Raw genomic sequence first — 15,144 nt, 5'->3', positions numbered from 1 at the left:
AACCCATCGCTATGATGGCATAATGCTTTGGTTCTTGATCTTTATGAAAATGATCTTATTGTTTTTATGCGCCTCCCGGCACTTTTCTTTGGCTAAATAATTAAGTTTGCTGTCCTTACAGTTAAAACCACATTATGAAATTATATAGCCTATCCGTATGGTGTTTTGCAGGCCTGTTTTTGGCAAACACTACCATTGCGCAGCAAAGCCCGACAGCCAACTATTCATTTAACCGCTCCCCGTTAAAGCAGGGTGCCTATGTGCAATTACCGCTGGGCAGCATTAAGGCCAAAGGCTGGCTGCTTAAACAGTTGGAAATGCAAAAAGATGGCTTTACCGGCCATGCTGAAGAACTGTACCCCGGCGATAACGACCTGGGGCCAAACTCCGACTGGCTGGGTGGCACCGGTAACGGATGGGAAAAGGTAGCTTATTACGTTAAGGGCCTGGTGTCATTAGCTTATACTTTGGATGACCCTGCGCTTAAGGCAAAGGCAAAAAAGTGGATAGACTATACCCTGTCGCACCAGCAGGAAGACGGGCTTTTCGGTCCACCTAAAATGAAGGACTGGTGGCCGCGCATGCCCTACATGTATGCGCTGCAAAGCTATTATGAGGCCACAAATGACAACCGGGTAATACCTTGCTTAAGCAAATACTTTAAATACCAGTTGGCTCATTTAGATGCCGAGCCGTTAGATGCCTGGGGCAAATCACGCGCCGGTGATAATATTGAGCTGGTGCTATGGGTGTACAACAAAACCGGCGACGCTACCTTACTGCAGCTGGCCAATAAGCTAAAAACACAAGCCTATCAATGGCAGGATATCTTTACCAATAACAAGTTTCATTTTTATGGCGATGATTACCAGCCAAGGCACATGGTAAACGTTGCTCAGGCCTTGAAATTCCCGGCGGTTGTGTCCGAGTTTTCGGCCGAGCCGATCTACAACACCGCTATGCAAAAAGGTATAGCCCATATCCTGTATGAGAACGGGCAGCCCGAGGGCTTGGGCGCGGGTACCGAACACATGTCGGGCCATAGCTCGGTAGAGGGGGTTGAAACCTGTACCGTGGTGGAGTGGATGCAAAGCCTGGAAACCGCGTCGCGCGTATTTCATGACGCTAAAATTGGCGATCATTTGGAGAAAGTGGCCTTTAATGCCCTACCCGCCCAATTTAGCCGCGATTTGAAAGAACACTCGTACTATACCCTGCCCAACGAGGTCCGAGCGGCAGACGGCCAGCATGGCTTTAACCAGGATTATGGCAACGGCTTGTTGTTAAGCCCCTACTCGGGCTTCCCTTGCTGCCGTTATAACATGCACATGGGTTGGCCCTACTTTGTTAAAAACAGTGCTATGGCCACCCCTGATGGCGGTCTGGCTATCAATACTTACGGACCAATGGAGATCAGCGCCCTTGTGGGTAAAGGTAAAAAGGTTAAGGTGACAGAAGATACCAACTATCCTTTTGAAGAGCAGATCAGGTTAAATGTGGCCTTGTCAGGTCCGGCTTCGTTCCCTGTTCATTTACGCATTCCGGCATGGTGCTTAAACCCGCAAGTTTCGGTTAACGGCAAAGCGCTGCCGGGCGTTCAAAGCGGCGAGATGCTGGTGATCAGCAGGAAATGGAACAATAACGACAAGATCAGCATCAACTTCCCGATGCATGTGGAAACCGAGAAACAGGTAAACAATGCCATAAGCGTTGAACGCGGGCCTATCGTTTACTCGCTAAAGATCAATCAGGCGGTAACCAACATCAAAGAACATAAGGTTGCAGGCTTTTATGATACCCAGATCGTTCCCTCATCGCCGTGGAACTATGGCCTGCTGCTGGATAACAGCAAACTGAACGAGCAGTTCAAAGTGGTTAAAGGCAAGATGACCGACGACCCTTTCCTGGCGGACCAAACCCCTGTGGAACTGAAAGTAAAGGCCAAACAGATCCCTTCATGGACCTTAGATCAGCGCGGCACATCTGCGTTTGACGTACCGTTGAGCCCTGTACCATCAGCCGCAAAGACAGAGGATGTTACCCTTGTGCCGTTCGGCTCGCAGAACATCCGCATCAGCGTGTTCCCTACCATTGGTACAACCGTTTGGAACACCAAGCATTTAAGCGAAGACTTTACCGACAACACCGCAAAAGGCTGGGTGATTTACGGCGGCAGGTGGTATTATGAAAACAACGCCATCAACTGCGGATCGATAGACGTTAACAACTCGGGCACCGGCGCCAAGATAGTGGCTACAGGCACCAACTTTGCCAACTTTACCTACAGTGCCAACGTGGCGGTTAACAGCGAGGGCGACGCGGGCCTGATCTTCAGGGTGGCTAAACCGGCCATTGGTTCTGAAGCGTACGAAGGTTATTATCTGGGCCTTAACGCGCAAAAAGGCACCATCGAGCTGGGCAAATCAAGCAATGGCAAATGGGTGGTGATAGCCTCGGCCAAGCAGGACCTTAAGACCGCCGAAACCTACCGCATAAAAGTTAAAGCCAACGGCGATAAATTCGAGGTGTTTTTAAACGATGCTGCCGCGCCTGTAATTACCGCTACCGATAGTGAATACAAAACAGGCAGTGTAGGTTTAAGGACATACCGTGCTTTGGCTAAAATGGATAATGTGGAGGTGGATGCGTTGTAGGCGTGTGGTGTTCCACGCGAATGTGTGACGGTTGGTACAGTTGGAACAGCACTTTTAATTAAACTACTGTAAATTAAGCAATTGCTAAAAACAGGTGGTACAGATTGGTACAACATAACACACAGGATAAGTCAGTGAGTTTATAGCTGAAAATGTTACAAATAGTTGTATATAAGATTATTGTATTTTTCTGTAAAACGCAAAGGCGCAAGTAGCATTTGTCCGCTTAACTGCCCGACATGCTTGTGCTACCCAGGGGTCTGATGGGGATATAACAGTATAAGAAATTTCTGAGATGGAAAATGTAAAGATAGTTAAGGCAACGAGCGCCGATGCGGACCAATTGCAGAAAATAGCAAGTGAAACGTTTATAGAAGCTTTTTCGGCCGTAAATACCGAAGAGAATATGAAACATTATCTTGAACAAAACTTATCACTGACTAAACTTACTGAAGAAATAAACAATCAGGGATCGACATTCTATTTTGCGGTGTTTGAAGACACAACAATCGGCTATCTAAAGATCAATACCGGCAAGGCTCAGACAGAGTTAAAAGATGATCTTGCTCTTGAAATTGAACGAATCTACGTTATGAAAGCCTATTATGGTAAAGGAGTAGCAAATATGTTATATGATCAGGCCATTGAAACTGCTTTTGAAATCAATGCAAATTATGTATGGCTTGGCGTATGGGAAGAAAATCCCAGAGCTATCAGTTTCTATACAAAAAACGGATTTGTCCCTTTTGATAAGCATATCTTCAAATTAGGCAGCGATGTACAGACAGATATCATGATGAAAAAAAACTTATAACTTTTACAATAAAGGCACAAGTAGCCTTTGCCCGCTTAACTGCCCAATATACTTGCGCCAGCCTGGGCTTGCAGGAGTGAAAGGAAAACTAACTATCTGAGTTGCTTAACCTATCGCCTTTGTTTTAAAAAATAACTAATAATTAAATTAAAAACTTTTATCGAAAACCCGGGTTTGGTTTTTGATGAATCTGTACGAGCAATTGCCTTACTGGTTAATGAAGGACGGCCTTGTGGCCCAGTATCCTTCATTAGATGAAAACCTTGAGGTAGACGTAGCCGTGATGGGCGCGGGCATAAGCGCCGCGCTTACCGCCTGGCACCTTAAAGAAGCCGGCTTAAGTATTGCTGTGTTTGACCGTCGCCACGTAGGGCTTGGCAGTACTGCTGCCAGTACAGCTTTCCTGCAGTATGAGATAGACACGCCACTTACCGAACTTACCAAATTGGTAGGCGAACAAAACGCAGTACGGGCTTACCAACTCTGCCGTGAATCGATCTATACCATCGAGAACCTTTGCGCGACACTGAAACCACATTTCGATTTTCATATCGTCCCCAGCCTGCAATATGCTACTTATCAAACCCATGTCGCCAAACTCAGGGCAGAATATGAGCTAAGAAAAAAGCATGGTTTTGTGATCGACTGGCTAGACCCCAAAGACATTCAAAGTAAGTTTAATTTCGATGCGCCGGCAGCTGTCTTCAGCAAAGACGGCGGCGAGGTTGACGCTTATTTATTAACACACGCGTTATTTAAAGACCTGGTAAAACATGGCCACCGGGTTTTTAATAATACCCAGGTGCAAGATATTGAATATAACCATGGAGTTACATTAACCATGAAAAATGGTGTAAAGGTAAAAGCCAAAAAACTGGTAATAGCCTGCGGGTATGAAAGCCTGAAATATATCCCAAAGAAAATTGCGGATATCAATTCGACCTATGCGCTGGTTTCTGAACCGCTTTCAAAAGAGTATTTCTGGCATAAAAACAGTCTTGTTTGGGAAACCGCCGTTCCCTATCAATATTTTAGGGTGGTGAGCGAGAACCGCATCCTGATAGGCGGCTGCGACGATCCTTATCATCATCCGCATATCGCGCCAAATATTATCGCCGGGAAAACTAACCAATTAGTAGCGGCATTTAGAAAAAGGATGCCTCACATTCCTTTAAAGGCAGATTTTAGTTGGGCAGGAGCCTTCGCAAGTACAAAAGACGGACTGCCTTATATTGGCAGTATCCCCGAACGCCCCAATACCTATTTCGCATTGGGATTTGGCGGTAATGGCATCACCTTTAGTGTTATTGCAGCAGAGATCATTCGCGACCTGATCTTAAATAAAAAAAATAACAATACACATCTGTTTGAATTTAACCGATAACCCATGAAAGCATTATTCATCAACTGCACACTTAAACGCAAGCCGGATTTCAGCAATACCGGCGCGCTTGCCGAAAAAGCTGCCCAACAATTGCGCGGACAAGGTTTTGCAACAGAGATCATCAGGCTGAATGATTATAACGTATTAACCGGCAATACATCGGACGAAGGAAATGGTGACGAATGGCCGCTGATCCTGGAAAAAATCAAAGCCTGCAACATTTTTGTAATTGCCACCCCTATTTGGATGGGGCATCTGGCATCCACTTCTCAAAAAGTTATAGAAAGGCTCGATGCTATTTTCAGAGATGAGGACTTGATGGATAAGGAAACAGGACAATATATGCCTTACAATAAAGTTGCAGGCTGTTTAGTAACAGGTAATGAAGACGGCGCACACAGTTGTGCAGCGCAAGTGCTTTGGTCATTGCAGGAAGTTGGATTTACTATTCCGCCTAATGTTAATGCTTATTGGGTAGGTATGGCAGGCGGTGAAAAAGATTACGTGGAAGCCGGTGGAGAACGATACCTGTATACTAACAAAAGCCTGCGTTATATGACCGGCAACCTGGCTTTTTTTGCCAAACTCCTCGCTGATCATCCTATTACAACAAATCTGAATGATGCAGCTGAAAAGGCAGAAGAAGAAAGCGATAAAGAGGATCAATAAGAATATCTGTTTTTTACAGGCTTATCTCCTCACCGGTCGAAGTTGCACTCATTAAACTTCGACCAATGTCCATTCATTTATCATATCGACATTTTGAACGTTTAGCAACACTTTTTGAACGTTGCCCTATCGGCCGTAGCCTGTAAATAAGCTACCTTTGGTTTATCAAAATGAAGATCAGAGCAACAAATACCACAGAGCTGGCGCAAGTATGCAGCAATGGCATGTGGGCTGAGTACTTGTGCCATTAATTATAGTAATAAAGACACAAGTAGCCTTTGCCCTCTTAACAACCCGACATACTTGCGCCAACCGATGATTTGCATGATATAAAATCAGTAACTTAGTTGTATGAACCTAAAACATCTGCCCAAACTTCTGCTATCCATCCTGGTAATAGCGCAAACATCCTGCACGCAGTCACCCCCTACTCAACAGGCAATAATTTCTGATTTCGGCAAGCAGCTAACAGATGATATAACGCACGATAACCAGCACGCCGGGGTTTCTGCAGCTATTATCAAAATGACAAAGTGATCTGGTCGCACGCGTTTGGCTATGCTAACATGACTAAAGATGTACCTGCTGATACGGGAAACATTTATCGCATAGGCTCCATTACCAAAACATTCACAGCCACTTTATTGATGCAACTGGTTGAAGAAGGAAAAGTAAAGCTGGATGACCCGGCAGAAAAATACGTGCCTGAGGTTAAAACAATTGCAGGCTATGCTGCCGATACCAAGTTCACTCTAAAGCAGTTAGCTTCGCACACTTCCGGATTAAAGAGGGAACCGGATACGCCGGGCTTTGATGTGGGACCGATAGAAAAATGGCAGGATAAGCTCATATCACTGCTGCCAAAAACAGCATTTAACAGTAAACCGGATAAACAACAAATGTATAGTAATATAGGCTTTGCTATTTTGGGCCTTGCTTTAGAACGGGCAACGGGAGTTCCATACATACAAATGGTTCAGCAAAGAATATTCAAACCTTTGCACATGAACAATTCTTTTTTTGTGATAACACCCGATAAGTTGCCCCACCTTGCTCAAGGCATATCCAATTACAGGGAAGCGGTAGCAGACACTGTAAGGCCTGTTACTGAACTTGCCGGACGCGGTTATAAAGTGCCCAACGGCGGTATTTTTACAACTATCGGCGATCTTTCAAAATTTGCCATATCCATGATGGTAAAACCTTATCTGCTAAAGGCATCAAGCCTGCAACAAATGCAAGAGGTACCTAAGGCAGGAAAAAATTATGGTTTAGGATTAGCTGTATTTGAAAGGACGAAATTTATGGGCCATAGTGGCGGGGTTCCGGGCTATACTTCAGTGTTTTTTATAGATAAGGATACACGTTATGCAGTCATATTGATGTATAATTATAATGTCTATAATACAAACCCTGAAAAGACAGCGATCGATTTGTTGAAGAAATTAAAAGATTAATTGATGTTACTATAAAAATGCAGGTAGCTTTTGCTACTGGTCACTGACTATCCGCTCATTAATATTTTGAACGTTTGGCAACACTTTTTGAACGTTGCCCTATCGGCCTTAGCCTGTAAATAAGCTACCTTTGGTTTATCAAAATGAAGATCAGAGCAACAAATACCGCCACAGAACTTATAACCATCTTTCGCTACGATACCGAAGTCGCCAGTGTTAAGAACAAGGTTAGCCTGCAGCAAAATTTATTCAGTTTCCTGCTTGAAGGAGAAAAAACGGTTTATTACGCCGGTTCAACTATTATGATCAATCCTGAAAAATTCCTGCTGCTTTCTGCCGGGAACTGCCTCATGAGCGAAATGACCGCTTTAAAGGGCGGGGCTTACCGCAGCCTGCTGATAAAGTTTGACAATAAGGTACTTGTTGATTTTTTCACTGCGCACCCGGACCTGCTCTACATTAAAGCCGGCAAGTTTAAGGAGGAACCCGTATTGCTATTTGAAAAAGATGCCTTCCTGCATAACTTTATTGAATCGCTGGTGTATATGCTCGGCAAGCCGCTTTCTGCCAATATGCAGCTGCTCAAACTCAATGAATTGCTTTTATACCTTGGCGAAAACTATCCCGGCCAGTTGCAAAAGCTGCGTAACAGCCAGGAAGACGGCGACGAGATCATGATACGGCAGGCAGTGTCGGCTAATATCGGCCAGTCGGTAACTGTAAGTGAACTGGCCTTTTTATGTAACATCAGCTTATCGACATTTAAGCGGCGCTTCGCTAAAATTTATGGCACATCGCCAAATAAATGGCTGCTTGAAAAAAGAATGGAGAAAGCGGCAGAGCGGCTTAAACAAGGCGGCCACAAAGCCAGCGAGATCTATTACGACCTGGGTTATGAGAATTTGTCCAGTTTTATCCAATCCTTCAAACAAACGTATGGGGTCACGCCCAAACAGTATCAATTAAATAATTAAAAATATATGAACAAAGCCTATTTTACGGCCTTAGCTGCTTACAACAGCTGGGCGAACGCCAAAGCTATGAGCTGGCTCCTACAGATCAGCGATGAACAATGGGAACAAATTAATGCCAGTAGTTTTAGCAGCGTTAAACAAACCGCGGTGCACATTGCCAGTGCAGAAAAAATATGGATCGACTTTTGGACAAAAGCGCCCAATCCGGTTTATCTTTCATCCTATTTCCAGGGTTCAAGGCAAGAACTCATTGACATTTGGGAGGAGACATCAGTGGGAATGCAGTACTTTATCGAAAATCATCCCGAAGAAAACCTGCATGACCCGGTTACCTTTGTATATCCCAACGGGCGTACTAGCCAAATGGTTTACTGGCAAACTTTTGCCCATATCATGAATCATTCAACTTATCACCGCGGCCAGTTGGTCACGCTATTGCGCCAGGCAGGCTACAGTCAATTTTCATCTATCGATATGGCTACTTACTTTATCATGTCTTCTTCTGCCGTGTCTTTGCCCGCTCACGCAAACACCGGCAATAGGGATACTGCGACGAAGGACACATCGCTCCGGATATCCCGTTAAAGCATTTTATTTCTTCTTGTTTACCGTGTAAGAGATCATTTTGGTGATGAGCCCATTTGCAAGTTCGTAAACGTCGCAATAGTACATATCATAGATCTGCCCGGTTTTGTCGGTACATTGCACCTCGCCCGCAACCGAGGCACTATCGCCATCGACAATAATATGGTCTTTGGTTACGGTGATCACCCGCATGTCAGGATGGTCTGCAAAAAATTGCAGCACATTTTCTTTTCCTTTGATAACGCTGTCGCCCAGCAGGTGCCACTCAAAATGGTCTGCTATAAATTTAGCGATGTCGTAGCTGTTACTGTTATCAAAAGCGGTATTGAATGCAATGATGATCTCCCGGTTACTTTTCATGATTATTGTTTTATTAATTAAAGGTAAGCACTTAAAGCAAAGTAAAAGCTGTGTTATCGGGACAGATCAACGGGGCAAACGCGACATTTTTTTAGCTTAAGGTGTATCTATTTGTTATACCCACATTGCCCGTGCAAGGGCCACAAGTTTGTGAAGAAAGATATCATAAAGAAAACCTTACAGGATTTTTGGATATCTTACCGGAAGTTTATTAAATTTATACTAATAAACCACTGTAAATCAGCCGATGAACACTTCATCACCAGCTTTAGACAAAGTAGATACCGCGCTGTTTGAGCAGGTGATGAAACTGGTTGACCAGATCGGTGACAAAGAGGAGCATTTTAATCACCTGCAGACTGACTACCGCAAGCTGGCCTCTACCTGGCTGCTGGCTGCTTTCGGTGCCTGCGGTTACTGCCTGAAGTCGTCTGCCGAATTATCTTTCGACGGATGGTACATCGTTTTCGGGATATGCGTAGCAGCCAGTATGGGCCTGGGCATTTTATGGCTGATGGACCTGAAGGTGTACCAAACGCTCTTAGGCGCTTTCTTTATCCAGGGTGTGCTGTTAGAGCTTAAATACGACAGTTGGCTCCCCCCTATCAGGATCAATATCGTGCTGTCCCAAAAAACCGGGGAGATAGTTTCTAAAGTACAGTATTATTATTTTTTGAGCATGGTATCGCTACAGTGCCTGGAGATCATTGCGATATGGAATTTCCAGTGTTTAAAGATACATAGCACAGAAAAGATATGCTACACCCTGTTTATTCTGGCGGCGGTAGTTACCGCCCAAATTGTTTTGCTCAGGCGAACATCTATCCGTAAAAAACAATTTGACACGTCTGAATTAGGCCACCTCATCCGTAAATGGCAGAAAAAAATGGGTGATCATCCGGGTCTGAAAAGTTTATGACCGCCAATGCCAGCCTATCCCGCAAGCGTCATACTGCGTTAAACAACTCGAATTTATTTTATCGCCAGCAAGTCCACTTTTTCAATTACAGGACTGGTAGCCAGTAATTCAGGCGCTTTAGCCATCAGTGCTTTGGCTATTTCGCCGCCCAGATGGGCGTTGCGGCCGGCTTCATCCATAAAAGTGTCGAAAATACCAAATGTGGATTCCCCGATCTGAAAGGCGTACCAGCATACGGTTTCTGTTTCGGCCAGGGCCAGTGGCAAGGCGCTTTTTATAAAATTAGCTACTTCCTGTTCTTTGCCGGGTTTAGCTTCCAGGCGCGCGAGTAATGCAAGTTTTTCCATGATGTTTATTTGTTGAATGCGTTAAAATCGCCAATCAGGATCAGTCCTGACAGCAGATCACAAAATTACCCGGCCCGCCCCTCAAAAAAGATGAACTGGTTCACAAAATAGGCTTCTCTAAAAATTGTGTTAATTTGTAATTTGGCTCAATGGAAGACCTTTCGCCCTTTATCGACAATATCAATCGTAAGACCCGACTTTCGCCCGAAAATATGGCGTTGTTGACGGCCGCGTTCAAAGTGGTGAAGGTAAAAAAGAAACAACTGCTCATTCAACCCGGATTTGTTGCCAAATACCGCATTTATGTGTTGAAAGGTGCTTTCCATTCTTATGTGATAGATGATAAAGGAAACGAACATACCATACAATTTGCTGTGGAGGATTGGTGGCTGTCTGACTATAATAGTTATGTCCACCAGGTACCTGCTACGCAGTTTGTAGAGGCGCTTGAAAACAGCACCATCCTGCAGATAGATCACCAGGCCGAGCAGCAGCTCAAAAATACCAATTGGGAATTGGCTACACTGTTCAGGCTGATGGCCGAGCAAACGGCGGCTTACCTTGCACGGCGCACCGTATCTAATTTAACGCAGAGCGCCGAAGAACGTTATAATGAATTTGTTGCCAAATACCCGCAGGTGCTACAACGTCTGCCGCAATACGCGCTCGCCTCATACCTTAACATGACCCGCGAGTTCCTGTCGAAGATCCGTAATGCTAAGGTGCGAAAAAAGTGAACCAGTTCACGCATTTTTCTTAAGATAGTTCATCGTTCTGCAAGCCCGATTGCCTCCAATTTTGTGGTCTAAAATTTAATATTATGTCACAAAAATTAAAAAATAAGGTAGCCGTTGTTACCGGGGGTAGCAGTGGTATTGGTTTAGCTATTGCCAAACGTTTTGCACAGGAAGGCGCACAGGTAGCTATTACCGGTCGTAATCAAAAATCTATTGACCAGGCTATCGCCGAGATAGGCCCTAACGGACTGGGCATCCAGGGCGATGTTTCAAAATTGGACGATCTGACCCGCATCTATCAAACAGTTGCAGATCATTTTGGTAAGGTAGATACACTAATTGTTAATGCAGGTGTTTATGTGGTAGGGCCGCTGGCAGATTTTACCGAAGAGCAATTTGACCAGGTGAGCGATATCAATTTTAAAGGAGCTTTCTTTTCGGTACAAAAAGCCCTGCCGGTGTTAAATGATGGTGCGTCGGTAGTGTTGCTTTCTTCGATGGTAAACAGTAAGGGTATTCCTAACCATGCTGCTTATGCGGCTACCAAGGCGGCAGTACGTTCACTGGCCCGCAGCTTTTCTGTAGAACTGCTTGACCGCAAAATACGTGTAAACGCCTTAACCCCGGGCCCTGTTAATACACCGGTATTTGCTACAGTAACCGACAGCCCTGAAGGAGCTGCGGCCATGATGGAAGCGATGGGCAATTTCACACCGGTTAAACGCGTAGCACAGCCGGAAGAACTGGCAGCCGCGGCGCTTTACCTGGCATCAGACGACTCTACCTTTATGCTGGGTACAGAGCTACTGTTAGATGGCGGCCTGCGCGATCTATAATATTTCCTGCTTATAAAAACAAAAGCCCCGGATCTTTCGATACCGGGGCTTTGCTTCATAGGCAGGTGGGTATTTATTGCTTTGTTATTATGGCCGAAAACTTATTGGCGTAATCATTTAATTGCGCCTCTAATTTGCTATTTAACGCCAACTGCTGGTTTTGCTTGGTAAGCTGCGCAATGGTATTTAAAACAGACAGCTCAAATTGTACATTATCCGCATTGACATCGCCGGGGCTGCTTTGCATCAGGTTGTAGTTATAGGCAAGCATGTCGGTGATATGATCGTCCATACTGGATACGTATTTGTTGGCCAGGCCATGTTCATGCAAATTATAGGCCGTATCAATAACGCGGATCTTACTTTGCTCAATACCTGTAAACGGAAAGATATCGGGCATTTCCTTATCATATTTTTGCAACACCTTTACAGCCAGGTCATGGCGTCCTTCGGCCATCAGGCCGTTGGCCAATTCAACAAACGTGCTGTTGATCACGCCATAGAACAACCCGCTTGATTGCTCATCAAGGTACTTGGCGGTTTTGTAATGACCCCACTTAAACTTGTTCATCACATTGTTATACATCACCATGGTATTCAGTTTTGGCGACTGATTTTTTACAGATGCGTCAGTTTTAAACGGAATAAGGTGATAAACAAACCCTTCTTTGTACAGGTATGATTGCAAGCCGTTTAAGCCGTCGTTACCCATGGTGGTGGTAAAGCATATCGGCCTTTTCCAGTCGTTGTGCGCCAGGATATCCATCAGTGCCAGGTTGTCTTTTAACATGTAACTTCCCTGGAACTTCCATTGCATTGTATCGGCTATCCTGTCTTTCTGGTCGGCGCTTACTACGCCGTTCTTAACCACCTCGTCGGCATTTACAGTAAGCTTAAAGTTTTTGGTAGGCAGGTAATTGATAACTGATCCGTCCTGCATCTGCACTTTAGCCTGCGCATCTTCTGACGTCACAAAATCAAATACATCTTTCAACTCTACCGAATCGGATATTTTGGCATCGTTGTAAGGAATATAGTCGCGCGTACCGGCCTTGTATTTTTCAAATGGCATGGTTATAGGCAATGGTTCAGACTGGTTCATTTTCTTTTGCATCTGGTGGATATACCAGTCGCTGCCAAATAGAGTATTGACGATGATACGCACATCAGGCCGAACGCCTTCAACTTCCTGCAAATACCATAGTGAATAAGTATCATTATCGGCCCCTGTAAAAAGTATGGCATTTTTGGGGCATGATATCAGGTAGTTGTAAGCCATATCATGCGCGGTACGTTTGGTTGAGCGGTCGTGCGACTTCCATTCCTGTTTTATCATTAATGCGGGTACTGCCAGCAGACACAAGCCTATAGAAAGGTAACCTGCCGTACGGGCATTTACTTTTTTGCGAATAAGTTCGGCAAGGGCTATTACCCCCAGGCCTATCCATATCGCGAAAGCATAAAATGAGCCCACATACGAATAATCTCTTTCGCGCGGCTGCACAGCCTGGTTCACATACATCACAATGGCTATACTGGTAAAAAACCAAAGCAAGGTGATCACCATAGCGTCTTTTCTGTTGTGTCGATAATGATAGATCAGCCCAAACAAACCTAAGATAAGCGGCAGGGCATAAAGCGGGGTATAGGTGTTACTTTGTGTTATCGATTTTGGCAGGTGCTTGCCTTTATCAAACAGGCCGGTTGTCCAGTCGCCGTCAACGTAACCGTGGAAGCCGCCCATCTGAAACTGGCCGTCCTGCTGGTTGTAGCGCCCGGCAAAGTTCCACAAAAAGTACCGGCCATACATTTGCCAGATCTGCCAGCTAAACATAAATTTCAGATTATCGGCAAAGGTGGGTACGTCCTTATCTGAAAGGCCGAGCCAGGATTTATAAAATTGAGGGTCCTGCTCACGGTCGCTAAACATCCGCGGCAAAACAGTGGTGTGGTCGTAAATATTAGTTACGTTTTTACCGGTTGCTTCATATTTGTCTTTCCCTTTGGCGTAATTAGTGCTGCCATCTTTCTGGTCGATAACTCTCGCGTCATAATACTGCCCGCTTAATAACGGTACGTCGCCGTATTGCCCGCGGTTAAGGTACCAGTACAACATAAAGGCGTTGTCAGGGTACGAGTTATTCAGATCGGTATTAGCCGTGGCGCGGATAGGGATATAAGCGAACGAACAATAACCGAAATAAATAAAGGTTATGCACAATAAAGCTAAGTTAAGCCCCGGTTTACGTTTACGGATGCTGTAATAAATTCCATACACCAATGCGCCGACTATCAAAGCCAAAGCAAAAATAGCCCCGCTGCCAAAACCCAACCCCAATGTATTTACAAAAAACAGGTCGGCATAGGCGGCAAACGCTACGGTGTACCCCCTTATACCAAACTGCACCAAAGCCAATATGCCTATACTGACCAAAAAGGCCACTATACCGGTTTTAAGGTTGATATTTTTATGTCGCCTGAAATAGTATACCAGTACAACGGCCGGTATGGTTAATAAGTTAAGCAGGTGGATACCGATTGAAAGGCCTATCATATAAGCAATAAATACGATCCATTTATCAATACCCGGCTCATCGGCGCTTGCATCCCATTTCAATATGGCCCAGAACACTACCGCCGTACACAAGGCCGACATGGCAAATACAATAGTCTCTACTGCCGAAAACCAAAAGGTATCCGTAAAGGCAAGCGCCAGCGCGCCAACTAATCCCGCGCCCCAGATAAGTGTATATTTTTTGTTATCTGCCTCTTCGCCTGGTTTTATCAATAGCTTACGCGCCATCATGGTGATCGTCCAGAACAAAAACATGATGGTTGCGCCGCTGGCCAGCGCGCAGGCTACATTGGTAAAATAGGCTACCTTGGTAACATCGCCCAATGAAAGCAGCGAGAATACCTTACAGATCATGGCAAAAAGCGGGTAACCCGGCTGATGCGATACCTGCAGGCGGTAAGCACAGGCAATAAATTCGCCGCAGTCCCAAAAACTGACGGACTGCTCTAAAGTTAAAATGTAGGTAACAGCGGCGATAAGGAAACAAAGCCAGCCGAGCAAATTATTGATCTTGTTGTACTGCATAAGATTTTAGTGTAAAGGTTTTATCATGACCTAAATATCTGCCTTTTTATAACCTGTTTAAAATGAACAGCTTGAGTTTAACATCTTTTAACTTTATTTAACGTTTTGATAACATTTACCATGACGCTTCCTCGTGGGACCATTTTAACGTACAGCCTTAATAGCTACTATGATAGCTTCTTATCAGAAGTGTAAGAACAGTAAAATTGTGACGTATGTCACATAATTACCGCGCTGCCGTGAATGTGACTTACGTCACACAACTTCTGTCTTTTTCTGCTGCAATTTTGTGTCAACAAAACAATCAA

Annotated in this window: 14 protein-coding genes; 11 read left to right on the top strand and 3 right to left on the bottom strand. The window is 44.7% G+C overall.

The window, feature by feature from the left end; translation table 11 throughout:
* Positions 1 to 134 precede the first annotated feature (134 nt).
* The 8 genes from FO440_RS09390 to FO440_RS09355 all read left to right on the top strand — a co-directional run bounded on the left by FO440_RS09390 (position 135) and on the right by FO440_RS09355 (position 8,537).
* Entirely contained in the window at positions 135 to 2,654 is a 2,520-nt protein-coding gene (locus FO440_RS09390) for a beta-L-arabinofuranosidase domain-containing protein (protein ID WP_144247933.1), read from the top strand.
* Positions 2,655 to 2,949: 295 nt separating this feature from the next.
* Positions 2,950 to 3,468 carry a GNAT family N-acetyltransferase gene (locus FO440_RS09385; RefSeq protein WP_144247932.1) on the top strand — a complete coding sequence of 173 codons (519 nt, stop codon included), beginning with the start codon at positions 2,950 to 2,952 and terminating at the stop codon, positions 3,466 to 3,468.
* Positions 3,469 to 3,652: 184 nt separating this feature from the next.
* Positions 3,653 to 4,852, top strand: coding sequence for an NAD(P)/FAD-dependent oxidoreductase (locus tag FO440_RS09380; protein ID WP_144247931.1), 1,200 nt, complete (start codon positions 3,653 to 3,655; stop codon positions 4,850 to 4,852).
* A gap of 3 nt (positions 4,853 to 4,855) precedes the next feature.
* Entirely contained in the window at positions 4,856 to 5,521 is a 666-nt protein-coding gene (locus FO440_RS09375) for a flavodoxin family protein (RefSeq protein ID WP_144247930.1), read from the top strand.
* Positions 5,522 to 5,872: 351 nt separating this feature from the next.
* The gene (locus FO440_RS09370) at positions 5,873 to 6,058 is read left to right on the top strand and encodes a hypothetical protein (RefSeq protein WP_144247929.1); all 186 of its coding nucleotides are present in this window, start codon (positions 5,873 to 5,875) and stop codon (positions 6,056 to 6,058) included.
* Positions 6,055 to 6,978 (top strand): serine hydrolase domain-containing protein, encoded by a 924-nt coding sequence (locus tag FO440_RS09365; RefSeq protein ID WP_144247928.1) that lies wholly within the window; start codon positions 6,055 to 6,057, stop codon positions 6,976 to 6,978. The genes FO440_RS09370 and FO440_RS09365 overlap by 4 nt, the downstream gene beginning before the upstream one ends.
* Positions 6,979 to 7,121: 143 nt before the next feature.
* Positions 7,122 to 7,952, top strand: coding sequence for a helix-turn-helix domain-containing protein (locus tag FO440_RS09360; RefSeq protein ID WP_144247927.1), 831 nt, complete (start codon positions 7,122 to 7,124; stop codon positions 7,950 to 7,952).
* Between the two features lie 6 nt (positions 7,953 to 7,958).
* Positions 7,959 to 8,537, top strand: a complete 579-nt coding sequence (locus tag FO440_RS09355; protein ID WP_144247926.1) for a DinB family protein — start codon at positions 7,959 to 7,961, stop codon at positions 8,535 to 8,537.
* A gap of 6 nt (positions 8,538 to 8,543) precedes the next feature.
* On the opposite strand, the gene FO440_RS09350 is transcribed toward FO440_RS09355, so the two are convergent.
* A complete protein-coding gene (locus FO440_RS09350) occupies positions 8,544 to 8,897 on the bottom strand; it encodes a nuclear transport factor 2 family protein (protein ID WP_144247925.1) in 354 nt (117 codons plus the stop codon).
* A 247-nt stretch (positions 8,898 to 9,144) separates the two neighbouring features.
* Here FO440_RS09350 and FO440_RS09345 point away from each other — a divergent pair, with 247 nt between their 5' ends.
* On the top strand, positions 9,145 to 9,816 hold the full coding sequence (locus tag FO440_RS09345; protein WP_144247924.1) for a hypothetical protein: 672 nt from the start codon (positions 9,145 to 9,147) through the stop codon (positions 9,814 to 9,816).
* A gap of 53 nt (positions 9,817 to 9,869) precedes the next feature.
* On the opposite strand, the gene FO440_RS09340 is transcribed toward FO440_RS09345, so the two are convergent.
* Complete coding sequence (locus tag FO440_RS09340; RefSeq protein ID WP_144247923.1) at positions 9,870 to 10,163, bottom strand: putative quinol monooxygenase; 294 nt, start codon at positions 10,161 to 10,163, stop codon at positions 9,870 to 9,872.
* A 149-nt stretch (positions 10,164 to 10,312) separates the two neighbouring features.
* Here FO440_RS09340 and FO440_RS09335 point away from each other — a divergent pair, with 149 nt between their 5' ends.
* Both FO440_RS09335 and FO440_RS09330 read left to right on the top strand, forming a co-directional pair.
* Positions 10,313 to 10,900, top strand: coding sequence for a Crp/Fnr family transcriptional regulator (locus tag FO440_RS09335; RefSeq protein ID WP_144247922.1), 588 nt, complete (start codon positions 10,313 to 10,315; stop codon positions 10,898 to 10,900).
* An 83-nt stretch (positions 10,901 to 10,983) separates the two neighbouring features.
* A complete protein-coding gene (locus tag FO440_RS09330; protein ID WP_144247921.1) occupies positions 10,984 to 11,736 on the top strand; it encodes a glucose 1-dehydrogenase in 753 nt (250 codons plus the stop codon).
* Between the two features lie 73 nt (positions 11,737 to 11,809).
* Here the strand turns inward: FO440_RS09330 and FO440_RS09325 are convergent, their stop codons facing one another.
* Positions 11,810 to 14,836: a glycosyltransferase family 117 protein gene (locus tag FO440_RS09325; protein ID WP_144247920.1), complete on the bottom strand. Its 3,027-nt coding sequence runs from the start codon at positions 14,834 to 14,836 to the stop codon at positions 11,810 to 11,812.
* Between the last annotated feature and the right edge of the window lie 308 nt (positions 14,837 to 15,144).

This window comes from Mucilaginibacter corticis, from assembly GCF_007558865.1.
In the GTDB taxonomy this organism is placed as follows: domain Bacteria; phylum Bacteroidota; class Bacteroidia; order Sphingobacteriales; family Sphingobacteriaceae; genus Mucilaginibacter; species Mucilaginibacter corticis.
The sequence above is the reverse complement of the archived record's forward strand: the minus strand, read 5'-3'. Positions and strand labels throughout refer to the sequence as shown.